Origin of the sequence: Curtobacterium uvaldense (assembly GCF_028307415.1) — a bacterium.
Lineage (GTDB): Bacteria > Actinomycetota > Actinomycetes > Actinomycetales > Microbacteriaceae > Curtobacterium.
Genome location: NZ_JAQMHU010000033.1, coordinates 1 through 22868 on the forward strand (window position 1 = coordinate 1; position 22868 = coordinate 22868).

The window sequence follows — 22868 nt, forward strand, 5'->3', positions numbered from 1 at the left end:
CCCCCCCCCCCACCCCCCCCCCCCCCCCCGAGCCGCTTCCGGTTGTTCCGACGACCCGGGACGTCGCGTGCGAGTGCCCTACGCGGCCGCGTCGATCGCCAGCCGGTCGCGCACGACGGCGGCCAGCTCCTCGGCGACCCGCTGGGCATCCTCCTGCGACGCCGCCTCGACCATCACGCGGACGACGGGCTCGGTGCCCGACGGGCGCAGCAGCACCCGACCGGCGTCGCCGAGGGCCTCGGTCGCCGCGGCGATCGCGTCCTGCACGCCCTGGTCGTCCAGCCCGTGGCGGTCGACACCGCGCACGTTGAGGAGCACCTGCGGGAAGACGGTCATGCACGACGCGAGCTCCTGCAGGCTCTTGCCCGTGCGGGCCATCTCGGCCACCAGGTGCAGGCCCGTCAGCACGCCGTCACCGGTGGTGGCGTAGTCGTTGAAGATGATGTGGCCGGACTGCTCGCCACCGAGCGAGAAGCCACCCTCGTTCATCTTCTCGAGCACGTAGCGGTCGCCCACGCCGGTCTCGAGCACCGTGATGCCCGCGTCCGCCATGGCCCGCTTGAGCCCGAGGTTCGACATGACGGTCGCGACGAGCGTGTCGTCGGCGAGCCGGCCCCGCTCCTGGAGCGAGAGCGCCAGGATCGCCATGATCTGGTCGCCGTCGACGGCGTTGCCGGCGGCGTCCACCGCGAGGCAGCGGTCGGCGTCGCCGTCGTGCGCGATGCCCACGTCGGCGCCGTGCGCCAGCACGGCGGCGGCGAGGTTGTCGATGTGGGTCGAGCCCACACCGTCGTTGATGTTCATGCCGTCCGGGTCCGCGCCGATGAGCGTGACGCGAGCGCCGGCGTTGACGAAGACCTCGGGCGAGACGCCCGCGGCGGCACCGTTCGCGCAGTCGAGCACGACGTGCAGGCCGTCGAGCCGGTGCGGCAGCGTGCCGAGCAGGTGGACGACGTAGCGGTCCTCAGCGTCGGCGAAGCGGGTGATCCGGCCGACGTCGCCGCCCGTGGGCGTCGGGGCGGACTGGTCGTGCATGGCCGCTTCGATGCGGTCCTCGACCTCGTCCGGCAGCTTGCGGCCGCCCGTGGCGAAGAACTTGATCCCGTTGTCGGGCGCGGGGTTGTGGGACGCGGAGATCATCACGCCGAAGTCGGCGTCGATGTCCGCGACGAGGAACGCCGCAGCGGGGGTGGGGATGACCCCGGCGTCGAGCACGTCGACACCGGCGGAGGCGAGACCGGCCGCGACCGCGGCACCCAGGAACTCACCGGAGACGCGCGGGTCGCGCGCCAGGACCGCGCGGGGGCGCGGTCGACCGGACGCCCGGCGGGCGTCCGCATGGTGTCCGTGTGTGAGCACGGCCGCGCTGGCCTGGGCGAGACCCAGAGCCAGCGCGGCCGTCAGCTCGCCGTTGGCGAGTCCACGAACACCGTCGGTACCGAACAGACGCGGCATTGCGATCGGGTTCGTCGCGCGACTAGCGCTTCGAGAACTGCGACGCCTTGCGGGCCTTCTTGAGACCGGCCTTCTTGCGCTCGATGACGCGGGCGTCACGGGTGAGGAAGCCGGCCTTCTTGAGGGTGGCGCGGTTGTTCTCGCGGTCGATCTCGTTCAGCGCACGCGCGATGGCGAGGCGGAGCGCACCGGCCTGACCCGAGGGGCCACCACCGGTGATGCGAGCGACGACGTCGTAGGCGCCGAGGAGATCGAGCACCTTGAACGGGTCGTTGATCAGCTGCTGGTGCAGCTTGTTCGGGAAGTAGTCCTCGAGCGTGCGGCCGTTGACCGTGAACGAGCCGCCACCGGGGACGAGGCGCACGCGGGCGATGGCCTCCTTGCGGCGCCCGACGGCACCGCCCGAGACGTTGAGGATCTGGCGGGGAGCGGCCTCCGAGGACGCCGGGGCGCTCTCGGTGGTGAAGCTCTCCGGGGTCTGGTCGAGGGAGTCAGCGATCTGAGCCATGAGTTTTATCAGTCCTTGAAGTCGTCGTGGCCGGAACTACTGTGCGACCTGGTCGAAGGTGTACGCCTTGGGCTGCTGCGCGGCGTGCGGGTGCTCTGCGCCGGCGTAGACCTTCAGCTTCTTGAGCTGCTCACGGCCGAGGGTGTTCTTCGGCAGCATGCCGCGGATCGCCTTCTCGACGGCGCGGGTCGGGTGCTTCTCGAGCATCTCCGGGTAGGAGGTCGCCGTGAGGCCGCCCGGGTAGCCCGAGTGACGGTAGTAGACCTTCTTCGCGAGCTTGGAGCCGGTGAGGGCGACCTTGTCCGCGTTGATGATGATGACGTAGTCACCCATGTCCATGTGCTGGGCGAAGGTGGCCTTGTGCTTGCCGCGCAGGAGCGCCGCGGCGTGGGTGGCGAGACGGCCGAGGACGACGTCGGTCGCGTCGATGACGATCCAGTCGTGCTGGACGTCTGCCGGCTTCGGGGAGAACGTACGAGTCACAGGAGTGCTGCTTTCGTGTCGAGGTGAGGAGTCCGTGAATCCCGCTCCGGTGGGTGTTCCGCGGGCGATGCTCGTGGAACTGCCCGGTGGAGGGCTCATCTGACTGTCCGGCGCACGGGGCGCACAGACCAAGGTGAGAGCCTACCCGACGCGGCTCGCCTTGTCGAACGGGGCCGTGACGGACGGGAGGCGCGGTGCCGTCCGACACCGCGCCTCCCGTCCGTCACACGGTCACGTCCGGGCCGCGGTCACCTCAGCCGAACAGCCCACGCAGCCAGCCGAACACACCGAGCACGACACGGACGACGTCCGCGACGAAGCCACCGTGACCCGGCCCGCCCGGCTTCCCGTCACCGTGGCCGGGCTTGCCCGGCTTCCCGTCACCGTGACCCGGCTTGCCCGGGTGGTCGCCGCCGTGGCCGGGTCCGCCGGGGGTCCCGCCGTTGCCCGGCGTGCCACCGTCACCCGGCGTCGGGGTCTCGTCCTCGGCCAGGTCGAAGCCGACCAGGATCGGGTCGTGGTCGCTCGCCCGGTACACGTCGTCGCGGTACAGGTCGGTGACGTTGTAGTCGTACCGGCTGTACTCCAGGCCCACCGACTCGGTCGAGTTGATGTTCCAGATGTCCACGCCGGTCACGGCCTCGAGCGCCGCGGGTGAGGCCAGCACGTGGTCGAGCGAACCGCTCAGGCCGCTGAACACGTAGGAGTACTCGGTCGGGTCCTTCGCCGGCCCGAGGTCGGTGTAGCCGGCGTCGCGCAGGACGACCATCGGGTCCTCCTCGCTGTAGGCGTTGAAGTCGCCGAGCATGAACACCCTGTCGGTGCCGTACTTCTCCTGCTCGGTGGTCGAGAACGCGGCGAGCGCCGTCGCCTGTGCCACGCGGGACGCGTTCGAGGCACCCTGGCCGTCGCCCTGGTCGGCGTCCGCGCCCGAGCCGGAGCCCTTCGACTTGAAGTGGTTCGCGATCACCAGGAAGTCGTCGTCCGCGTCCCCGCCGACCGGGCGGAAGGCGTCCGCGACGGGCTGGCGGGCGTTCACGAAGGCCGGGTCGTCGAGGATGGTCGACTCGCCGACGGGTGCGACGCGGTCCTGCTTGTAGATGAGGGCGAGGCGGATGACGTCCTCGCTCGCGGGCAGCACCGCCGGGGACGGCACGTACGCCCAGGTGTCCTGGCCGGTCGCCGCGTTCAGCGCCGAGACGAGCGTGCCGACGGCGGCGTCGCGGTCCTTGCCGAACCGTGCTGAGTTCTCGATCTCCTCGAGGGAGACCACGTCGGCACCGAGGGCGTTGATCGCCTTCACGATCTTCACCTGCTGGCGCTCGAGGTCGTCGGCGTTCGCGGCGCCACGGGCGTCGCAGCCACCGCGGACGGTCACGGGGTTGCCGTCGCGGTCGGTGTAGTACGTGCAGCCGGTGAGCTGGTCGCCCGTGGTCGGGAAGTAGTTCAGCACGTTGAACCCGGCGAGCTTGAGGTCCCCACCGACGTCCTCGGGTGCCGCGGTGCGGACCTGCGAGAACGACGCGGGCAGGTCTGCCGCGGGCGTCGCACCGGTGATCGGCGACGTCGGCTGGAACTTCCAGGTGTCGTTGCGGTAGTCGAGGACGACCGGCTCCGAGAAGGTCGCTGCGGCACCGACCGTGACCGGGCCCTGCGTGAGCCAGGACACCGGGACCGACTGGTTCGCGGCGCTGAGGAAGTTCGTGCTCGCGCCGTCGTCGAGGACCACCGTGCGTGCGGCGTTGTCGGCGGCGACCTCCGCGGCCTCGGCGCTGCCCGGGCGGGCGACCTCGGTCGGCTGGATCAGGCGCTTCGTGCCCGCGGCGAGCGCGATCTCGCCGTACTGGTTCGTCGTGTAGTTGTCGGCGACCGTGTAGTCGCCCTGCGGCGCGATCAGCATGCTCTCGAGCGACTCGCGCTGCGCGTCCGTGCGCGGCAGGGTCAGCGTGGCCGGGACCGGCTGCACGACGCCCGCGGCGGGGAGCTCCTCGACGTCGGCGGTCGAGCCGACCTCGAGCTCGGTGAGGCCGTTGTACTCGGCGACCGTGCCCGTGAGGCGCACGGCGTCCCCGATGGCGACGCTGCCCGCGGTCGCGGCGGAGAACACGAACACGGCGTCCGACGCGGTGTGGGTGGCGAGGTCGACCGCCCCGCCCGTACCGGCGGTCTGGATCGTGTAGCCGTTCAGCCCACCCGTGGCGTAGACCGCGGTCACGACGCCCTCGGTGACGACGCGCTTCCCCACGTACGGCGACGCGGGACCCGTGCCCTGCAGCTGGGCGATCGTGACCGCTTCGGCAGGCGTGGTCGGCGTGCCGGGGTCGGTGGGGGTGCCCGGATCGGTGGGGGCGCCCGGGTCGGTCGGCGTCGTGCCGGACCCGCCGGAGTTCTCCGGGGTCACCGAGGAGCCCAGGGCGAAGTCCGCCGCGTTGGAGTCGGTGTCGGCGGTGCCGTCGCGGTGCAGCGCGTCCGGCACGGAGTTCGCCGTCCCGGTCGGCGCGACGGCGGTCTCGAACGTGTTCGACGTGCCGTAGCCCAGCAGGTCGACGACGCCGGGCGTCCCGGTGGTGACCGAGCCGACCGGCAGCGTGAGCGCCGTGGCCTGGTCGGACAGGACGAGCGTGCCGGTCGACCCGGACGGGTTGAGGCCGGTCACGGCGTCGGGGGTGGGCAGCGCCTGGCCGTTCGTCCCGTTCGAGCCCATCTGCACGAGGTACGACCCGTGTGCGGGGACGGTGCCGGCGAGCTTGCCGACCGACGGCGTGCCGGTGTTCGCGGCGGCCCGGTACTGGATCGACCACCCGTCCACGGCGACGGCGGTGTCGGTCGGGTTCGCGATCTCGACGAACTTGTTCGTGAACGGCTGGTTCACGCTGCCGCCCTTCAGGTACGCCTCGGCGATGACGAGGCCGGCGCCCGCGGGGTCCGCGACGGCGGTGGAGACGGAGACGAGCGGGGCGGCGACGAGCGTCGCTGCCACCGTGGCGCACAGCACGGTGCGCCGCAGGAGGTTGGGCATGCTGACCTTCGGCAGGAGGAGGGGGACTCCAGCACGCTAGCGACCTGCGGGGCCACTCAGGTTTCCGGCAGGTGAACGATCCGGTCCACCCCCGTCCGGGGTGCGCAGCGTGGCGACGGGACGGTGCCCGGCGGCGCGCTCAGCCGGCGACCGGCACCCACCCGCTGCCGACCCGGTGCACGGCCGGTCCGTGCCCGGGCAGCACGATCTCCGGGATCGGCAGCGCCCGTGCGGACTCGAGCGCCGTCGCCTGGTCCGCGGTGAAGAACGGCGTGATCATGCGTGGCCGCGGCTGCCACGACCCCGGGAGCGTGTCGTGGTGCGAGACGACCGCGTCCCCGGTGACGATCGCGTTCGCGGCCGGCAACAGGTACGCGGTCGAGCCGGCCGTGTGCCCGACGGCGGGGAACGGCGTCATCGCACGCCCCGCGAAGTCGTGCGCGGTGAAGGCCCGGGCGGTGGGGACGGTCACGGGACGCAGGGCGTCGGAACCGACGGCCCGCGCCAGCCAGCGGAACGTCCGCGGTGCGGCGAGACGCCCGCCGATCTCCGCCGGCCGGACCTGCTGCCGCTGCGGCCCGCGCACGTTGTCGAGCTCGTCGGCGTGCGCCAGGACCTGCACGTGCGGGTACCGCTCGAGGATCCCCGGGATGCCCCCGATGTGGTCGACGTGCCCGTGCGTGACGTAGATGCGTCGGAGGTCGCCGAGGTCGTGCCCCGCCCAGCGCACGGTGTCGAGGACGAGCGCGGTGTCCGCGGGGTAGCCCGCGTCGATCAGCGCGACGCCGTCCTCCTCGGCGAGCACGACCCAGTTCGAGACCGGCCCCTCGACGAACACCACACCGGGTGCCACGGAGACGACGGACCGGGGCCTGCGGGAGCTCATCCCCCGACGGTACCGGCGTCCGGCTCGTCGTCCGTCCGGCGCGCACGGGTCTGCGCCGCCCGGGCCGCGAGCTCGTCGTCCCCCGGGTAGCCCACCTCGGTGAGGGTCAGACCGGCCGCGGGTGCGACCTTGAACGCGCTCGTGCGCTGCTGCGCGACCCGCAGCTCCTCGAGGCGGTCCGGGCCGAAGCGGCCCTCCCCGACGGCGATGGTCGCCCCGACCATCGCCCGCACCATGGAGTGGCAGAACGCGTCGGCCTGGAGGCGCGCCACCAGCACGCCGTCCGGCTCGCGGTCCCAGCGGAACTCCTGCAGCGTCCGGATCGTGGTCGCGCCCTCGCGCGGCTTGCAGAAGGTCGCGAAGTCGTGCAGCCCGAGCAACGTCAGCGCACCGCGCTCCATCGCCGCCGGGTCGAGGCGCGTCGGGTGCCAGAGCGTGTGCCCGCGGCGACGTGGGTCGCGCGGGGCGTCGGCGTCCGCCACCCGGTACTCGTAGCGCCGCCAGAGCGGGGAGAACCGGGCGTCGAAGCCGTCCGGTGCGACCGACGCGCGCGTGACGACGACGTCGCCCGTCGCCCCGGCGAGACCGTTCACGCGCTTGACGAGTCCGTCGAGCGAGGTGCGAGGAGGGCCGTCCGGCGACGACCGCCGCGGACGGGTGAGCGCACCCCACTGCTCCGCGGTCAGGTCGACGTGGGCGACCTGCCCGGTGGCGTGCACCCCGGCGTCCGTCCGACCGGCGACCGTCAGCTGCGGCGGCGCGCCCCACCGGGTGAAGACCGTGGCGAGCGCGGACTCGAGCGCGCCCTGCACGGTCCGCAGGCCGGGCTGCCGGGCCCAGCCGGAGAACGCGGCCCCGTCGTAGGCGACGTCCAGCCGCAGCCGCACGGCACCGCCGACACCGGCACCCGAGTCGTCCGTCCCTGCCACGGGAGCGAGCGTACCGGGGCCGGGACGGGCCTCCCGTCCGGCCCCGCCGACGACGACCGCGCCCGCCCCGCTGACGGAGAGCGTCCGACCGTGTCAGCGCCACGTCAGTGCCGCGTGAGCGGCCGGCGGCACGATCGTCCCGACATCGACGAAAGGACCTGTGCGATGACCACCACACCACTCGCCGTCGAGGCGACCGGCCTCGTCAAGACGTTCGGCAGCAACCGTGCCGTGGACGGGGTCGACCTCCGCGTCGAGGCCGGCACGGTCTACGGCGTGCTCGGCCCGAACGGCGCCGGCAAGACGACCACCATCTCGATGCTCGCGACCCTGCTGCGGCCGGACGGCGGCGAGGCCCGCGTCTTCGGGCACGACGTCCGCCGCGAGCCGCAGACGGTCCGCTCCCTGATCGGGGTGACGGGGCAGTACGCGAGCGTCGACGAGACCCTCAGCGCCACCGAGAACCTCGTCATCTTCGCGCGGCTGCTCGGCCTCTCCCGCGGCGACGCGAAGCGCAAGGCGGTCGAGCTGCTCGAGCGCTTCGGGCTGTCCGAGGCGGCGTCGCGTCCGCTCAAGAAGTTCTCCGGGGGCATGCGCCGCCGGCTCGACCTGGCGGCGAGCCTCATCGCGCAGCCGCCGCTCATCTTCCTCGACGAGCCGACGACCGGCCTCGACCCGCGCACCCGGGCGCAGATGTGGGACACGATCCGCGAGCTCGTCGCGACCGGGTCGACCGTCCTGCTCACGACGCAGTACCTCGACGAGGCCGACCAGCTCGCCGACCGCATCGCCGTCATCGACCACGGACGTGTCGTGGCCGAGGGCACCGCGGACGAGCTGAAGTCCTCGGTCGGCACGGCCTCGCTGCAGCTCCGCCTGGCGGACGCGGATGCGGACGACCTCGCGACCGCGGCGTCGCTCGTCGAGCGCGTGCTCGGCACCCCGGCGGTCGTCAGCCCGGAGGGCGCGCGGCTCACCGCCCCGATGACGGCGCCCGACCGGGTCACCGACCTGCTCGTGTCGTTCCGCGACGCGGGCGTCTCCCTCGCCGAGATGAGCGTGCAGAAGCCGACCCTCGACGAGGTCTTCCTCACCATCACCGGCTCGCCGACGTCCGCGGACGCCGACACCGACACCGAGTCCGAGCGCGCGCTCGAAGGGAGCCCCGCATGACCACCCTCGCCCCGACCCCCACCACCACGTCGTCGCCCCGCGTGACACCCCGACCCGGGATCGGCGGCACCGGCCCGGCCGCCACCGTCCGCCAGTCGTTCACGATGGCGTACCGCGGACTCGTGAAGATCCGCCGGACCCCCGAGCAGCTGTTCGACGTCACGCTCATGCCGATCGTCTTCACGGTGATGTTCACGTACATCTTCGGCGGCGCGATCTCCGGCGACGTCGGCAGCTACCTGCCCGTGATCATCCCCGGCATCCTCGTGCAGACGGCGATCACGTCGTCGGTCGTCACCGGCGTGCAGCTCCGCGAGGACATGGACAAGGGCGTGTTCGACCGGTTCCGGTCGCTCCCGATCGCCCGGATCGCCCCGCTCGCCGGGGCCCTGCTCGCCGACACCGTCCGCTACGCCATCGCGACGACGATCACGTTCGTGGTGGGCATCGTCATGGGGCTGCGCCCCGCCGGCGGACTCGGCGCCGTGCTCCTCGCGGCGCTGCTCGTCATCGTGGTGGCGTGGGCGATCAGCTGGGTCTTCGCGTACTTCGGGGTCATCGCCCGGACCGCGTCGAGCGTCTCCGGCATCGCGAACCTCGTGCTGTTCCCGCTGACGTTCCTGTCGAACGCCTTCGTCCCGACCGACACGCTGCCCGCCTGGCTGCGCTGGTTCACCGAGGTCAACCCGGTCTCGCACCTCATCACCGCGGTGCGCGACCTGGTGAACCACGGCGTGGTCGGCGGCGACCTCTGGCTGAGCCTGCTCGGCGCGGCCGTGGTCGTCGCGGTGTTCGCCCCGCTGACGGTCCGCGCGTACATGCGGAAGGCCTGACGGTCCGGGCGACCGTCCGGGGGAGGACGGCCCGAGCGCCGGTCAGCCGGGCAGGCGAGCGTCCTCGAGCACGCGCCGCACCCACGAGACGGCCTCGGTCCGGTCCCTGCCGGCCGCGGCCGTCTCGGCGTCGGCGAGCGCCGGCTCCCCCACGGCCTCGGCGAGCAGCGGTCGCAGCCGGGCGTGCGCGAGCACCGCGAAGTCCTGCCGCGAGCCGATCCGCGTGAGCGTGCCCCAGCACGCGGCAGCCGTGTCCGGACGTCCGGCGCGCGCGTACGCGATCGCGAGCCCGGCGAGGGCCGTCCCGATGACGGGCACGTCCCGGCGGGCCTGGCGGAGCCGCAGCTGCACGAGGGTGCCGACACGGATCCGGCGGGCGACCGCCAGTTCGGCTGCCGGGAGGCCCGGGGCCGCGCCGTCGGTCCGGCCCGCGCCCGCCTCGTCCACCGCCGCGATGCGTGCCGCCCCCGCCGTCAGCGCCCAGTGCGCGGCGGGTCCGCGACCGGGCTGCACGACGTCCCAGGCCGCGGCGTAGGCCGCCGCGGCCCCGGCGAGGTCGCCCTCGTACCGCGCGCACTCGGCGGTGATCGCGACCGCGAGCACGGCGATCAGCCCGCGGTCGTCGAACCCGCCGCGGCCGCCGTCGGGCCGGTGCCGCAGGTCCGCTGCGACGGCACGTGCACGGTCGACGTCGCCGGTCGCGGCCGAGGCGAGACCGACGGTCCACCCGATCTCGTACAGGTCGTCCTCCGCCCCGAACAGCTCGAGGTCCTCCCGGGCGGTGACGGCGGCGGCGAGGGACTCCCGGTACCGCCCGGACTGCGCGAGCAGCTGGGTCAGCGTGACCGCGACGGTGCCCGTGGTCCAGGCCGCTCCGGTCGTCCGTGCCAGCTCCTCCGCACGCCGGATGTACCGCAGCGCCCCGGCCGGGTCGCCGTCGTTCTCGGCCAGCGGCGCGCTGAGCAGGTGGCCGAGCAGGGCGACCGCGGGCTCCCGGTGGGCACGCAGCCGTGCCAGCGCGGCGGAGCCCTGCTCGGGTCGCGGCAGGGCGAGCAGGAGCCCGGCGAGCGCGTCGACGACCGGGTCCTCGGCACGCCCGGAGCGGTGCAGCTCCCGGAGTCCGCTGATCGCCCGGGCGGTGGTGCGGAGGTCGGTGAACACCGCGGTCGCACCGCACATCACGAGGCCGATCACCGTCGCGGTGCGGTCGGCCGGCGCCGGCACGCGCGACCGCAGCGCCGCGACGACGTCGGGTGCGGTCGCGGCGACCTCGCGGTGCAGCCCGCGGAGCGTCCAGTACCCGCCGAGGGCCGCGAAGACGTGCGCCACCGTCGGCACGTCGTCGGCGCGGATCGCCCAGCGCAGCAGGGTGACGAGCGTGTCGGCCTCGCGGCGGACCTCGGTGAACGCGACGAGCTGCGCCGGACCCCGCACTGCGAACAGGTTGCGCGCTGCCGACAGCTCCCGGCCCCACGCGGTCATGGCCGCCCGCACGGCCTCGGTGGTGCCCCGCGCCGCCAGGCGTGCGGCGCCGAACTCGCGCACGGTCTCGAGCAGTCGGTAGCGGACCGGCTCCCCCTCGACCTCGACGAGCTGCACGAGGGACTGTTCCACCAGGTCGGCGAGGTCGTCGAGCGCGTCCCACCGCCGTCCGGGCTCCGCCACCGACTCGACGGCCTCGACCGCGACACCGTCGGGGAACAGTGCGAGGCGGGTCAGCAGGTCCTGGGCGCCCTCGTCGAGGAGCCGCCAGCTCCACTCGATGACGGCGAGCAGGGTGCGGTGCCGTTCGGGAGCGCTCCGGTCACCACCGCGCAGCAGGGCGAAGCGGTCGTCGAGCCGCCGTTCGACCTCGTCGACCGACATCCCCCGGATGCGGGCGGCGGCGAGCTCGATGGCGAGCGGCGACCCGTCGAGCCGGGTGCAGATCCTGCGCACCGCGTCCACGGGCAGCACCGCACCGGGCCGAGCGGCACGGGCGCGTTCGGTGAACAGCCGGACCGCCGCACCGTCGGCCTCGACCGGCAGCGGTCCGAGGGGTGCGACGACCTCGCCCGCGATGGCGAGCGGTGCCCGGGACGTCGTGAGCACCCGCAGCCCGGGCACGGCGGCGAGCAGGTCGGCCGTGCAGCGGGCCACGGCCTGCAGCAGGTGCTCGCAGTTGTCGAGCACGAGCACCGTCGGTCCGTCGTCGAGGGCACGCACCACCCGGCCCCACAGGTCGGTGACGACCGCGTCCTGCAGCATGCGCGCCGTCCGGACCTCGGCGATCCCGAGCAGTGCGCCGAGGGCAGGCAGCAGGTCCTCGCCGTCGTCGATCGGTGCGAGCTCGCAGACGACGACGCCCGTCGTCGGGGGCAGCGCGGCGGCGACGGCTTGCGCCAGGCGCGTCTTGCCGAGCCCGCCCGGGCCGAGCACCGTGACCAGGCGGTGCTCGGCGAGCGATCGGGACACCGTCGCGACGTCGTCCTGCCGCCCGACGAGCTCGTTCGGCGCGACCCGGAGCCCGGTCCGCCGGACCGGGTGGTCGGTCGCGGACGCCGACCGGCGCAGGAGCTCGGCGTTCAGCCGCACGAGCTCCGCGGACGGGTCGGCCCCGAGTCCGTCCGCCAGCCGTCCGCGGTGCGCGGCGAACACCGCGAGTGCCTCCGGGGTCCGCCCGTCGACGTCGAGGGCGCGCATCGCTCCGCCGACCGCCGTGTCGTCGAAGGGCGCCGCGTCGACCTCGGCGAGCCAGGTGGTCGCAGCGGCGGCGGCGTCGCCGTCCTCGAGCAGCAGGACGGCGAGCCGCCGACGCAGGGCGTGCTCGACCGCGGCCGCGCGGTCGGCGAGCGCCGAGCCCAGGTCCCCGTCGACGTCCGCACCCGGTGCACCCCGCCACCGGCCGAGCGCTCCCCGCACCGCTGCGGTGTCGGGTGCGTGCACGGCCCGCTCCGCGGCGACGAGGTCGACGTCCGCTGGGTCACCACCGAGCGCGTACCCCGTGCTGGTCGACACGACGAGACCGTCCGCCGTCGTCCGGCGCAGTCGGGAGACCAGGGTCTGCAGGGCCGCCCGGGCACTCCTCGGCCGGTCCGCACCCCAGAGCTCGTCGATCAGGGCGTCGGTGCCGAGTGCACGGCCGGGTGCGAGCACCAGCGCGGTCAGGAACGACCGCGCGAGCGCACCGGGAACGGCGACCGCGGCACCGTCCGGGCCCGCCACCGTCACCGGTCCGAGGACGGCGACACGGGACGCGACGGGCACGACCCGATCCTAGTTCCGGCCGTGCGAGGACGCCGTCACCCGATCGTGACCGGCGAGCACGTGGTCGTCACCGGTCCGTGACACGCGACGGGCTAGCGTCACGGACATGGGCTTCCCTCGTACCCGCTGCGCGGCCGTACCCGCCGTGTCCGTCGCCGTGCTCCTCGCGGTCACCGCCTGCTCGTCGCCGTCGACCGAGGGCGCGACACCGAGCGCCTCCGGCCCGCTCGCGTCGTCCGCGCCGAGCAGCAGCCCGTCCGCGGAGGTGACCGTGGACTTCGGGACGGCCCCCGCCGGCGACGGCACACCGGACTGCTCGGCGCTGTTGCCCGCAGCAGCAGTCGACGCCGTCGTCCCCGGCGCGCGTGCGGTCGCCCTCGCCGACGTCCCGCACGTCGCGGCCGCCGACTGGGCACCCGTGGTCGCCGGTGGCTCCTCCTGCACGTCGACCACCGGCGTCGCACCGCTCGACGGCACCGTGCTCGGGACGATCGACGACCCCCGCTACGAGGGCGTGCGCGTCACGGTGCTGCCCGACGCCACGGCGGAGTACCAGGACCTCGCCGCGTCCGGGTTGACCGGCGTCCTGGACGGCGGTCCGAGCTGCAGCGCGAGCGACGCCGCGGTCGTGTACTGCGTCTCCGACGTGCTCGTCGGTGACGCCTGGGTGCAGGTCCTGGCGCAGCGCGTCCAGGACGACCCGGACACGACCGAGGCGGCACTCGACGCCCCCTTCCGCGCTCTCGTCGAGCAGGTCGGCGACGCCGTGCGCACGAGCCCCGTCACCACCGCCCGCGTCGACGAGCACGTCGACGGCAGCCTGCCGCCCTGCGTCGCCGACAACGTGGACGCGGTCACGGACACCACGCTCCGCTGGGCACTCGAGGGCACCGACGTCGCTCCGACGACGGTCGAGCACGCGCTCGACCGTCTGTCGGGAGCGTCGTGCGGCTTCGTGGCGCCCGCCGAGTCCGATCCGCGGTACGACCAGCAGCAGGCGCAGTACGACCGCCTTCCGAACGGTGGCTGGGCGGTGGAGCAGCGCCTGGCCGCGGGCACGATCGACCGCGACGGGCGGATCGACCTCGACGGCCTCGGCGACGGCGACGGCGCCTGGCGGACGTGCGACGACACCGCGTGCACCCTCGACGTCGTGTCGGACGGTGGTACGTGGGAGCACTTCGTCCTGATGCGCGCGGTGGCCCCGGACACCGCCGAGGCCGTCGAGCGCTGGGCGACGGCCTCGCGCGGCTGACCGGGGGCGCTCGCTAGCGCTGTCGTCCCGAGGGCCCGGTCTCGGTGTCGACGTCGGCGGTCGCCCGCTTCTCGGACTCGAGCACCCCGCGCAGCGCGACGATCGCGCTGGAGGTCACCGTCACCTGCGACGGGTCCGCGTCACTGGCGTCGATGGCGCGCTCGAGGTCGGCGATCGACTCGTCCGCCCCGTCCTCCTCGCAGTCACCGCGAACCACGCAGGCGACCTTCCGGAGCGCGGCCGCGAAGGGTCCTGCGAACGCCGGGTCCGGCCGCCCGATGTTCTCCGCGACCGGACCCGAACGGGCGACCAGCTCGGTGAGGTCGGTCGTGTACCAGGCGACGCGCTCGAGCGCCCGGAAGCGCGCGCCGTCGGTCTGCAGGCGCGCACGCGGCCCCCGCAGCACGCTCCGGGGGTTCATCCGGCGCGCCTCCTGCGCCGTCGAGACGCGGTCCCGGACCTCGGCGATCGCCTTGTCCAGCCGCTCCTGCTGACGGTCCCAGGCACCGGTGTCCGGCTCGCCCTCGTCGAGCACGTCCGCCAGGTCGTCGAGCTGCTGCGCGAGCACGGCGTTCACCTGGTCGATGCGGCGCTCGGCGTCCCAGAAGTGCAGCGGGGGGACCACGGCGAAGTTCACCGCGAGCCCGATGCCGATGCCGATCGCCATCTGCACGACGTACGCGAACGAGTAGCCCTCCGCGTTGCCGCCGCCGATGAGGAGCACGAAGAGCGCCGCCATCGGCACCCACGAGTACCCCTCGCCCAGGATCCGGAAGCCCGAGACGAGCACCCCGAGGCCGACGACGAGCGCGACCGCGATGACCCCGGGATCGCCGATGAGCATCGTGAACCCGGCGATCAGGATGCCGAGCGTGATGCCGACCAGCGTCTGGACGCCGGCCCGGATCCCCGCGAAGACGGTCGTGCGCATCGCGACGATCGCACCGAGCGGTGCGTAGTACGGGTACTCCGCGGCGACGCCCGGTGCGTACTTCGCCAGGGTCCACGCGATCGTGGCGGCCAGCGCGGCCTTGCCGGCCAGCAACAACCGCGGCTGGGTGCCGGAGTCCCGACTCCACCGCCACAGACGGCGCCCTGCGCCGGTGATCCGTTCCGCTCTCGCCATGTCGCGATCACCGTACGGCGGCGACGCTGGGAGCGGACGCGGGTGCGCTCCGGACGGGAGGCCCGTGGCGGCCCCGCCCCGCGCCTCCCGTCCGTCGCCACGCCGTCCGCGGGGACGACGGAACCCCCCGCGACGTGGGTCGCGGGGGGTTCCGTGTGGTGGTGCTGGACCTACTTGGCGTCGTCCGACTTCGCCTCGGCGTCGGCCTCGACCTCGGCGGCAGCCGGGGTCTCGGTCTCGGCCTCGACGGGAGCGGACTCCTCGGTCGTCTCCGTGGACTCGACCGGGGTCTCCTCGGCCGGGGTCTCCTCGGCCGGAGCGGCAGCAGCCGGGGCCGCGTCGCGCTTGACCGGGGCCGGCGTGCTCGACACCGGCTCGAGGACGAGCTCGATCGAGGCGAGCGGCGCGTTGTCACCCTTGCGGAAGCCGAGCTTCGTGATGCGGGTGTAGCCGCCCTGACGGTCCTCGACCTGCGGGGCGATCTCCGTGAACAGCGTGTGCACGACGGACTTGTCGCGCAGCTGGGCGATCACACGACGACGCGCGTGCAGGTCGCCACGCTTCGCGAACGTGATGAGACGCTCGGCGACGGGACGCAGGCGCTTGGCCTTCGTCTCGGTGGTCGTGATGCGACCGTGCGTGAAGAGGGCGTTGGCGAGGTTGCTCAGGAGCAGGCGCTCGTGGGCGGGGCCGCCACCGAGGCGGGGGCCCTTGGTGGGCTTCGGCATGTCAGTTCTCCAGTGGTGATGGTGGTGCGCACCGACTCATCGGTGCGCGTGCGCGTGAGCGCGAGGTCAGTTGTTGGACTCGTCCTCGTCGTACCCGCTGTAGAAGTGGGCGCCGTCGAATCCGGGGACGGTGTCCTTGAGGGACAGGCCGAGCTCGGTGAGCTTGTCCTTGACCTCGTCCACCGACTTCTGACCGAAGTTGCGGATGTTCATGAGCTGCGTCTCCGACAGGGCGACGAGCTCGGACACCGTGTTGATGCCCTCCCGCTTGAGGCAGTTGTAGCTGCGCACCGACAGGTCGAGGTCCTCGATCGGGGTCTGCAGCTCGTTCGAGAGCACCGCGTCGACCGGCGCGGGGCCGATCTCGATGCCCTCGGCCGCCGTGTTCAGCTCGCGGGCGAGACCGAACAGCTCGACCAGCGTGCGACCGGCCGACGCGATGGCGTCGCGCGGCGTGATCGCCGGCTTCGACTCGACGTCGACGACCAGGCGGTCGAAGTCCGTGCGCTCACCGGCACGCGTCGCCTCGACGCGGTAGGTGACCTTGAGGACCGGCGAGTAGATCGAGTCGATCGGGATCTGCCCGGCCTCGCTGAACTCCGAGCGGTTCTGGGTCGCCGAGACGTAGCCGCGGCCACGCTCGATCGTCAGCTCCAGCTCGAAGCGCGCGGTGTCGTTCAGGGTCGCGATGACGAGGTCCGGGTTGTGGATCTCGACGCCGGCCGGGGCGGAGATGTCCGCCGCGGTGACCTGACCGGCACCCTGCTTGCGCAGGTACGCGGTGATCGGCTCGTCGTGCTCGCTGGAGACGACGAGGCTCTTGATGTTGAGGATGATCTCGGTGACGTCTTCCTTGACACCGGGGACGGTGCTGAACTCGTGGAGGACGCCGTCGATGCGGATGCTGGTGACAGCCGCGCCGGGGATCGAGGAGAGGAGCGTGCGGCGCAGCGAGTTGCCGAGGGTGTAACCGAAGCCCGGCTCGAGCGGCTCGATGACGAAGCGCGAGCGGTGCTCGGAGATCGACTCCTCGGTCAGGGTGGGGCGCTGTGCAATGAGCACTGTGGGATTCCTTTCGGCGGAGTGTCCGCTATATGACACTCGGCGGTACGACGGGGCCGACCGGGCCCCGACGGGTCTGTTGAGTTGTGATCACGCGCAGCGCGGGGCCGGGAGGGCCCGACGTACGCGATCGAACGACCAGGAATGGCCGGCCCCGCTCGCCCCGGTCAGGGGACGAGCGGGGAACGGCCGGTTGCTCCTCGCGTCAGACGCGGCGACGCTTCGGCGGGCGGCAGCCGTTGTGCGCCTGCGGGGTGACGTCGTTGATCGAGCCGACCTCGAGGCCAGCGGCCTGGAGCGAGCGGATCGCGGTCTCGCGACCCGAGCCCGGGCCCTTGACGAAGACGTCGACCTTCTTGACGCCGTGCTCCTGCGCCTGACGCGCAGCGGACTCGGCGGCGAGCTGCGCCGCGAACGGCGTCGACTTGCGCGAACCCTTGAAGCCCACGGCACCCGAGGACGCCCAGCTGAGGACGGCACCCGACGGGTCGGTGATGCTGACGATGGTGTTGTTGAACGTGCTCTTGATGTGGGCCTGGCCCACGGCGACGTTCTTCTTCTCCTTGCGACGCGGCTTGCGCGCGGCAGTCTTGGGGGTAGCCATGATGATCTCCTATCGGGCCTTCTTCTTGCCTGCCACGGTGCGCTTCGGTCCCTTGCGGGTACGCGCGTTGGTCTTGGTGCGCTGACCACGCACCGGGAGACCACGACGGTGGCGGAGACCCTCGTAGCTACCGATCTCGACCTTGCGGCGGATGTCGGCGGCGACCTCGCGGCGGAGGTCACCCTCCACCTTGAAGTTGCCCTCGATGAAGTCACGGAGGGCGACGAGCTGGTCGTCGGTCAGGTCCTTGACGCGGATGTCACCGGAGATACCGGTCTCGGCGAGTGCCTGGACCGCGCGGGTACGGCCGACGCCGTAGATGTACGTGAGTGCGATCTCCACGCGCTTCTCGCGCGGGATGTCGACGCCTGCTAGACGTGCCATGTTCTGGCTGCTCCTGTTTTCGGTGGAGGTGTGGCGCAGTACCGGTGCCCGGGCCTCCGCCCCGAGGTGTCCCCCCGCCGACGACCGAGGTCAGTGGCGGAGTTCTGGTACTGCGTGTTCAGTGTTGAGTTGTGGGTCCTGCTGGGAGCTCAGCCCTGGCGCTGCTTGTGGCGCGGGTTGCTCTTGCAGATCACCATGACGCGGCCCTTGCGGCGGATGACACGGCAGTGCTCGCAGATGGGCTTGACGCTGGGGTTGACCTTCATGATTGCTTCCTGTTGCTCGCTGGCTTCGTGCCCGGCGGGTTCGCCGAGCCGTTCCTTTCCAGCTCGCGGATCACTTGTAGCGGTAGACGATCCGGCCGCGGGTCAGGTCGTACGGGCTCAGCTCCACGATCACGCGGTCCTCGGGGAGGATGCGGATGTAGTGCTGGCGCATCTTCCCGGAGATGTGCGCGAGGACCTTGTGTCCGTTGGTCAGCTCAACGCGGAACATCGCGTTGGGCAGAGCTTCGAGCACCGAGCCTTCGATCTCGATGACGCCGTCTTTCTTGGCCATAGCCTCACTGTCGCTTGGTTGGATTACCGGTGTGATCCCCGAGCCGGTCTGCGGGTCGGGCGCCACGCCGAAGGGCATGACACACCAAAGATCAACCCTATGCGATCAGGCGCAGATTGCCAAGTGCCGGTCGGGCCGCGACCCTCCGTCTGGGGCTCGCCGTCCGGAGCTGAACGGTCCACAGTGGATCAGCGGCCGCTTCCGAGGTCCGGAACGGGCCCGTCGCCGTAGCCTGGCCGTCGCTGAACCCCGGACGCCCGCGCCGGAGAACCGATCGGAGACCACGTGCCTGACGCGCCCCGCCGCCCCCTCGCCCGTCACGGTCGACTGCCGCGCCGTCGCGGATGGGGCACGCTGCTGGGGTTCGTCGCGGCCACGGTCGCCGTCGTCCTGGTCAGCGGCACGAGCGTCGCGGCGATCGCCGGCGCACAGCTCGCCGCGGCACCGCACACGGTCGAGCTCAGCACCGACGACCAGAACACCGCGAAGACCGCCGACATCACGGCGATGCAGGGCGGCGCGAACATCCTGCTCCTCGGCAGCGACACCCGCGTCGGGCAGTTCGACTCGGACGAGAACGTCGAGGGCGCCCGGAACGACGTGACGATCCTCGTCCACATCTCGCAGGACCACCAGCAGCTCACGGCCGTCAGCTTCCCCCGCGACCTCAAGGTCCCGATCCCGGCGTGCACGAACCCCGAGACGGGCACCTCGTACCCGGCCGTGGACAGCGAGCTCATCAACGAGTCCCTCGGGCACGGTGGGATCTCCTGCGCCGTGGACACGGTCGAGAACCTGACCGGGCTGACGATCCCCTACGCCGGACTCATCACCTTCGACGGTGTGATCGAGATGTCGAACGCCGTGGGCGGCGTCGACGTCTGCGTCGCGAAGCCCATCGACGACTCGTACACCGGCCTGCAGCTCTCGGCCGGTCAGCACACCCTCGCCGGCCAGGACGCGCTCGCGTTCCTGCGCAGCCGGCACGGCGTCGGTGACGGCAGCGACCTCGCGCGCATCAGCTCCCAGCAGGTCTTCCTGTCCGCCCTGCTCCGGAAGGTCACCTCGGACGGCACCCTGTCGAACCCGGTGACCCTCTACAAGCTGGCCGGTGCGGCGCTGTCGAACATGACGCTCTCCGACGGCCTGGCGCAGACCCGCACCCTCGTCGGACTCGCCTCGACCCTGCGGGGCATGAGCACCTCGGACATGCTGTTCGTGCAGTACCCGGTCGTCGACGACCCCTCCGACACCGCGCACGTGCTCGTCGACGAGGCGGCGGCGCACGACCTCAACGTCGTGCTGCAGCAGGACCGCAAGACCTCGCTGAGCGACTCGTCCACCGGCCGGGCGTCGGAGGAGTCCCCGACCGCGGCGGGCACCCCGGGGAGCGACGCACCGTCGTCCGACGCGCCGGCCGCGGGGGACGATGCGGTGAGCGGAGCTGCGACCGGGACGCCCACGGATGCGGCGACCGATGCCGGGACGCCGACGGCGACCCCACTGCCCTCGAGCATCTCCGGTCAGTCGGCGTCCGAGCAGACCTGCACCGTCGGCAACTGAGCGCGTCGGGGACTGCGCCCGTCGGGGACTGAGCGCGTCAGGGACTGAACCCGTCGGGAACTCAGCCCGCCGGGGACCGGCGCGGACGCCCGCGGAGCGGTCCCGGCGTCGGCCCGGCCGTCGTCGGTGACCGGGCCGGTGCGCGGAGTCGCACCGCGCCTCCCGGCCGACCGCGCGGTCACCGGTCACGGACCGGACGCGTCCGGTCGCCCTACGGGACGGGGACGGGCGTGACGCCGAGCGGCACGAGGCCGGAAGCGCCGCCGTCCGATGCGGTGAGCACCCAGATGCCCTCGGCGTGCACGGCCACCGAGTGCTCCCAGTGCGCCGCGTCGGAACCGTCGAGGGTCCTGATCGTCCAGTCGTCGTCGTCCGTGGAGCTGTCGATCGTCCCGGCCGTCACCATCGGTTCGATCGCCACGACCAAGCCGGGCCGGACCGCCGGACCGGCACCGCGGACCCGGTAGTTGAAGACGGGCGGGTCCTCGTGCATCGACCGGCCGATCCCGTGCCCCGTGAAGTCCTCGACGATGCCCCAGGCGCCCGTCTCGTCGATGGCGTCCTCGATCACCGCGCCCACCTCGTTGAGGTTCCGTGCGTGTGCGAGCGCGGCGATGCCGTGCCAGAGCGAGCGCTCCGTGGTGTCGCAGAGCGTCTGGCGCGCCGCAGTCACGGGAGCGTCGCCGCCGGGGAGCACCGTCGTGAAGGCGCTGTCACCGTTCCACCCGTCGACCTCTGCACCGGCGTCGACCGAGACGATGTCGCCCGGCTCGAGCACGCGGTCGCCGGGGATCCCGTGGACGATCTCGTCGTTCACGGAGACGCACAGGGTGTGCCGGTAGCCCGGGACGAGCTGGAAGTTCGGGACGCCACCGCCCTCGCGGATCGTCCGCTCGGCGATCGCGTCGAGCTCGCCCGTGGTGACGCCCGGGCGGATCGCAGCACGGACCGCGACGAGCGCGGCCTCGGTGAGCAATCCGGGACGGAGCATCGCGCGGAGCTCCTCCGGCGACTTGTAGATCGAGGGCTTGCGACGACGCACGAGGGGTGTCAGACGCCCGCGGTGAGGCCGCGCGAGCTGAGCGCCGCCTGGATGCGGTCCCCGACCTCGTCGATGCCGCCGAGGCCGTCCACGTCGACCACGAGACCGCGCTCGGCGTACGCCGCGACGATCGGCGCGGTCTGCTCCGAGTAGACCTCCTGGCGACGCCGGATGGTCTCCTCGTTGTCGTCGCTGCGCCCCTGGTCCTCGGCGCGCTTCAGGAGCCGCGCGACGAGCGCGTCCTGGTCGGCGACGAGCTGCACGACGGCGTCGATCGCGGCGCCCTGCTCCGCGAGCAGCGCGTCGAGGTACTCGACCTGGCCCACCGTGCGGGGGTAGCCGTCGAGCAGGAAGCCCTGCTCGGCGTCCGGCTCGGCGAGGCGCGACTTGACGAGCTCGTTCGTCAGTTCGTCGGGGACGTAGTTCCCCGCGTCCATGATCGCCTTGGCCTGCACGCCCAACGGTGTGCCGTCGGAGACGTTCTTGCGGAAGATGTCACCCGTGGAGATCGCGGGGACGCCGAAGCCCTCGGCGATGCGACCGGCCTGGGTGCCCTTCCCGGCTCCGGGAGGTCCGACGATGATGAGGCGTGCGCTCAACGGAGAAGCCCTTCGTAGTGACGTTGCTGCAGCTGCGAGTCGATCTGCTTCACGGTCTCGAGACCGACACCCACGATGATGAGGATGCTCGCGCCGCCGAACGGGAAGTTCTGGTTCGCGCCGAACAGCGCCAGTGCTGCCAGCGGGATGAGCGCGATGAGACCGAGGTAGAGCGAGCCGGGCAACGTCACCCGGGTCAGGACGAAGTCGAGGTACTCGGCCGTCGGACGGCCGGCCCGGATGCCCGGGATGAAGCCGCCGTACTTCTTCATGTTGTCGGCGACCTCTTCGGGGTTGAAGGTGATCGCGACGTAGAAGTACGTGAACCCGACGATGAGCAGGAAGTACAGGACCATGTAGAACCAGTTGTCACCCGAGGTCAGGTTGTTCTGGATCCAGGTCACCCAGGCGGCCGGCTCCGAGCCGTCCGAGGGCTGGTTGAACTGCGCGACCAGGGCCGGCAGGTACAGCAGCGACGAGGCGAAGATGACGGGCACGACGCCGGCCATGTTCACCTTGATCGGGATGTAGGTGTTGTTGCCGCCGTAGGTGCGGCGCCCGACCATGCGCTTGGCGTACTGCACCGGGATGCGTCGCTGCGACTGCTCGACGAAGACGACGGCCATCATGATGACCAGACCGACGAGGATGACGAACAGGAAGAGCTCGAAGGACTGCGACTGCTCGATCGCCCACAGGGCCGACGGGAACTGCGCGGCGATGGACGTGAAGATGAGCAGCGACATGCCGTTGCCGATGCCGCGCTCGGTGACGAGCTCGCCCATCCACATGATCAGGCCGGTACCGGCGGTCAGCGTGACCACCATGAGCATGATCGCGTACCAGCTGTCGTTCGAGATGATCGACGAGCAGGACGCCGACGCGTTCGTGCCGAAGAGGGCACCCGAGCGCGCGACCGTGATGAGGGTGGTCGACTGCAGGACACCGAGCGCGATGGTGAGGTAGCGCGTGTACTGCGTCAGCTTCGCCTGGCCGGACTGGCCCTCCTTGTAGAGGGCGTCGAAGTGCGGGATCACCACGCGCAGGAGCTGCACGATGATCGACGACGTGATGTACGGCATGATGCCGAGCGCGAAGACCGACAGCTTCAGCAGCGCGCCGCCGGAGAAGAGGTTGATGAGGTCGTAGAGCCCACCCGAGGAGCCGGCGCTCGCCAGGCAGCTCTGCACGGCGGCGTAGTCGACGAACGGCGCGGGGATGTACGACCCGAGACGGAACAGCGCGATGATCGCGAGGGTGAAGCCGATCTTCTTGCGAAGATCTGGGGTGCGCATGATGCGCGCGACCGCTCTGAACACGAGGACTCCGAACTTCTGGGACCGGCGACCCGATCGGGGTCTTCACGGTGTCGATCGGCAGCGCCGACCTGGCCGACGGACGTCAGCCACTGTCAA

The 22868-nt window shown here is 72.2% G+C and carries 21 protein-coding genes; 4 read left to right on the plus strand and 17 right to left on the minus strand.

Annotated elements, in window-relative coordinates:
• Positions 1-78 precede the first annotated feature (78 nt).
• The 6 genes from glmM to truA all read right to left on the minus strand — a co-directional run bounded on the left by glmM (position 79) and on the right by truA (position 7280).
• The gene (gene glmM / locus PIJ49_RS14700; protein ID WP_066656981.1) at positions 79-1455 is read right to left on the minus strand and encodes a phosphoglucosamine mutase; all 1377 of its coding nucleotides are present in this window, start codon (positions 1453-1455) and stop codon (positions 79-81) included.
• Positions 1456-1477: 22 nt separating this feature from the next.
• Positions 1478-1963, minus strand: a complete 486-nt coding sequence (gene rpsI, locus PIJ49_RS14705; RefSeq protein WP_271826937.1) for a 30S ribosomal protein S9 — start codon at positions 1961-1963, stop codon at positions 1478-1480.
• Between the two features lie 36 nt (positions 1964-1999).
• Entirely contained in the window at positions 2000-2446 is a 447-nt protein-coding gene (gene rplM, locus PIJ49_RS14710; RefSeq protein WP_022904636.1) for a 50S ribosomal protein L13, read from the minus strand.
• Between the two features lie 253 nt (positions 2447-2699).
• A complete protein-coding gene (locus tag PIJ49_RS14715; RefSeq protein ID WP_271826938.1) occupies positions 2700-5465 on the minus strand; it encodes an ExeM/NucH family extracellular endonuclease in 2766 nt (921 codons plus the stop codon).
• Between the two features lie 139 nt (positions 5466-5604).
• On the minus strand, positions 5605-6351 hold the full coding sequence (locus PIJ49_RS14720; protein ID WP_251155202.1) for an MBL fold metallo-hydrolase: 747 nt from the start codon (positions 6349-6351) through the stop codon (positions 5605-5607).
• Complete coding sequence (gene truA / locus PIJ49_RS14725) at positions 6348-7280, minus strand: tRNA pseudouridine(38-40) synthase TruA (RefSeq protein WP_251155201.1); 933 nt, start codon at positions 7278-7280, stop codon at positions 6348-6350. The genes PIJ49_RS14720 and truA overlap by 4 nt, the downstream gene beginning before the upstream one ends.
• 165 nt (positions 7281-7445) lie before the next feature.
• Here truA and PIJ49_RS14730 point away from each other — a divergent pair, with 165 nt between their 5' ends.
• Both PIJ49_RS14730 and PIJ49_RS14735 read left to right on the plus strand, forming a co-directional pair.
• Positions 7446-8453 (plus strand): ATP-binding cassette domain-containing protein, encoded by a 1008-nt coding sequence (locus PIJ49_RS14730; RefSeq protein ID WP_271826939.1) that lies wholly within the window; start codon positions 7446-7448, stop codon positions 8451-8453.
• Positions 8450-9286: an ABC transporter permease gene (locus PIJ49_RS14735; RefSeq protein WP_209684910.1), complete on the plus strand. Its 837-nt coding sequence runs from the start codon at positions 8450-8452 to the stop codon at positions 9284-9286. The genes PIJ49_RS14730 and PIJ49_RS14735 overlap by 4 nt, the downstream gene beginning before the upstream one ends.
• 42 nt (positions 9287-9328) lie before the next feature.
• Here the strand turns inward: PIJ49_RS14735 and PIJ49_RS14740 are convergent, their stop codons facing one another.
• Positions 9329-12532 (minus strand): AfsR/SARP family transcriptional regulator, encoded by a 3204-nt coding sequence (locus PIJ49_RS14740; RefSeq protein ID WP_271826940.1) that lies wholly within the window; start codon positions 12530-12532, stop codon positions 9329-9331.
• Between the two features lie 106 nt (positions 12533-12638).
• Between PIJ49_RS14740 and PIJ49_RS14745 the strand changes: the two genes are divergently transcribed.
• Complete coding sequence (locus PIJ49_RS14745) at positions 12639-13787, plus strand: hypothetical protein (protein WP_271826941.1); 1149 nt, start codon at positions 12639-12641, stop codon at positions 13785-13787.
• Between the two features lie 13 nt (positions 13788-13800).
• On the opposite strand, the gene PIJ49_RS14750 is transcribed toward PIJ49_RS14745, so the two are convergent.
• From PIJ49_RS14750 to infA, 7 genes are all read right to left on the minus strand, one after another.
• Positions 13801-14913, minus strand: a complete 1113-nt coding sequence (locus PIJ49_RS14750) for an FUSC family protein (RefSeq protein WP_209684907.1) — start codon at positions 14911-14913, stop codon at positions 13801-13803.
• A gap of 170 nt (positions 14914-15083) precedes the next feature.
• The gene (gene rplQ, locus PIJ49_RS14755; protein WP_271826942.1) at positions 15084-15641 is read right to left on the minus strand and encodes a 50S ribosomal protein L17; all 558 of its coding nucleotides are present in this window, start codon (positions 15639-15641) and stop codon (positions 15084-15086) included.
• A 66-nt stretch (positions 15642-15707) separates the two neighbouring features.
• A complete protein-coding gene (locus PIJ49_RS14760; protein WP_066656999.1) occupies positions 15708-16703 on the minus strand; it encodes a DNA-directed RNA polymerase subunit alpha in 996 nt (331 codons plus the stop codon).
• A 205-nt stretch (positions 16704-16908) separates the two neighbouring features.
• Positions 16909-17307: a 30S ribosomal protein S11 gene (rpsK, locus tag PIJ49_RS14765; protein ID WP_017885507.1), complete on the minus strand. Its 399-nt coding sequence runs from the start codon at positions 17305-17307 to the stop codon at positions 16909-16911.
• Positions 17308-17316: 9 nt separating this feature from the next.
• Complete coding sequence (rpsM, locus tag PIJ49_RS14770) at positions 17317-17691, minus strand: 30S ribosomal protein S13 (RefSeq protein WP_058728274.1); 375 nt, start codon at positions 17689-17691, stop codon at positions 17317-17319.
• 149 nt (positions 17692-17840) lie between these two features.
• Entirely contained in the window at positions 17841-17957 is a 117-nt protein-coding gene (gene rpmJ, locus PIJ49_RS14775) for a 50S ribosomal protein L36 (RefSeq protein ID WP_022903266.1), read from the minus strand.
• Between the two features lie 70 nt (positions 17958-18027).
• Positions 18028-18249, minus strand: coding sequence for a translation initiation factor IF-1 (gene infA, locus PIJ49_RS14780; protein WP_017885509.1), 222 nt, complete (start codon positions 18247-18249; stop codon positions 18028-18030).
• Positions 18250-18534: 285 nt separating this feature from the next.
• Between infA and PIJ49_RS14785 the strand changes: the two genes are divergently transcribed.
• The gene (locus PIJ49_RS14785; RefSeq protein ID WP_271826943.1) at positions 18535-19812 is read left to right on the plus strand and encodes an LCP family protein; all 1278 of its coding nucleotides are present in this window, start codon (positions 18535-18537) and stop codon (positions 19810-19812) included.
• A 211-nt stretch (positions 19813-20023) separates the two neighbouring features.
• On the opposite strand, the gene map is transcribed toward PIJ49_RS14785, so the two are convergent.
• The 3 genes from map to secY are packed head-to-tail and all read right to left on the minus strand — an operon-like array spanning position 20024 to position 22772.
• Positions 20024-20803 (minus strand): type I methionyl aminopeptidase, encoded by a 780-nt coding sequence (map, locus tag PIJ49_RS14790; protein WP_209684942.1) that lies wholly within the window; start codon positions 20801-20803, stop codon positions 20024-20026.
• Positions 20804-20862: 59 nt separating this feature from the next.
• The gene (locus PIJ49_RS14795) at positions 20863-21453 is read right to left on the minus strand and encodes an adenylate kinase (protein WP_271826945.1); all 591 of its coding nucleotides are present in this window, start codon (positions 21451-21453) and stop codon (positions 20863-20865) included.
• On the minus strand, positions 21450-22772 hold the full coding sequence (secY, locus tag PIJ49_RS14800; RefSeq protein WP_066657008.1) for a preprotein translocase subunit SecY: 1323 nt from the start codon (positions 22770-22772) through the stop codon (positions 21450-21452). The genes PIJ49_RS14795 and secY overlap by 4 nt, the downstream gene beginning before the upstream one ends.
• Between the last annotated feature and the right edge of the window lie 96 nt (positions 22773-22868).

What these genes read in the sequence shown, in the direction of transcription:
- rpsI (WP_271826937.1), bottom strand. Translation starts at nt 1,963, where the DNA reads ATGGCTCAGATCGCTGACTCCCTCGACCAGACCCCGGAGAGCTTCACC.
- glmM (WP_066656981.1), bottom strand. Translation starts at nt 1,455, where the DNA reads ATGCCGCGTCTGTTCGGTACCGACGGTGTTCGTGGACTCGCCAACGGC.
- PIJ49_RS14735 (WP_209684910.1), top strand. Translation starts at nt 8,450, where the DNA reads ATGACCACCCTCGCCCCGACCCCCACCACCACGTCGTCGCCCCGCGTG.
- PIJ49_RS14750 (WP_209684907.1), bottom strand. Translation starts at nt 14,913, where the DNA reads ATGGCGAGAGCGGAACGGATCACCGGCGCAGGGCGCCGTCTGTGGCGG.
- rpsK (WP_017885507.1), bottom strand. Translation starts at nt 17,307, where the DNA reads ATGGCTACCCCCAAGACTGCCGCGCGCAAGCCGCGTCGCAAGGAGAAG.
- map (WP_209684942.1), bottom strand. Translation starts at nt 20,803, where the DNA reads ATGCTCCGTCCCGGATTGCTCACCGAGGCCGCGCTCGTCGCGGTCCGT.
- rpmJ (WP_022903266.1), bottom strand. Translation starts at nt 17,957, where the DNA reads ATGAAGGTCAACCCCAGCGTCAAGCCCATCTGCGAGCACTGCCGTGTC.
- infA (WP_017885509.1), bottom strand. Translation starts at nt 18,249, where the DNA reads ATGGCCAAGAAAGACGGCGTCATCGAGATCGAAGGCTCGGTGCTCGAA.
- rpsM (WP_058728274.1), bottom strand. Translation starts at nt 17,691, where the DNA reads ATGGCACGTCTAGCAGGCGTCGACATCCCGCGCGAGAAGCGCGTGGAG.
- PIJ49_RS14745 (WP_271826941.1), top strand. Translation starts at nt 12,639, where the DNA reads ATGGGCTTCCCTCGTACCCGCTGCGCGGCCGTACCCGCCGTGTCCGTC.
- PIJ49_RS14730 (WP_271826939.1), top strand. Translation starts at nt 7,446, where the DNA reads ATGACCACCACACCACTCGCCGTCGAGGCGACCGGCCTCGTCAAGACG.
- rplQ (WP_271826942.1), bottom strand. Translation starts at nt 15,641, where the DNA reads ATGCCGAAGCCCACCAAGGGCCCCCGCCTCGGTGGCGGCCCCGCCCAC.
- PIJ49_RS14715 (WP_271826938.1), bottom strand. Translation starts at nt 5,465, where the DNA reads ATGCCCAACCTCCTGCGGCGCACCGTGCTGTGCGCCACGGTGGCAGCG.
- PIJ49_RS14720 (WP_251155202.1), bottom strand. Translation starts at nt 6,351, where the DNA reads ATGAGCTCCCGCAGGCCCCGGTCCGTCGTCTCCGTGGCACCCGGTGTG.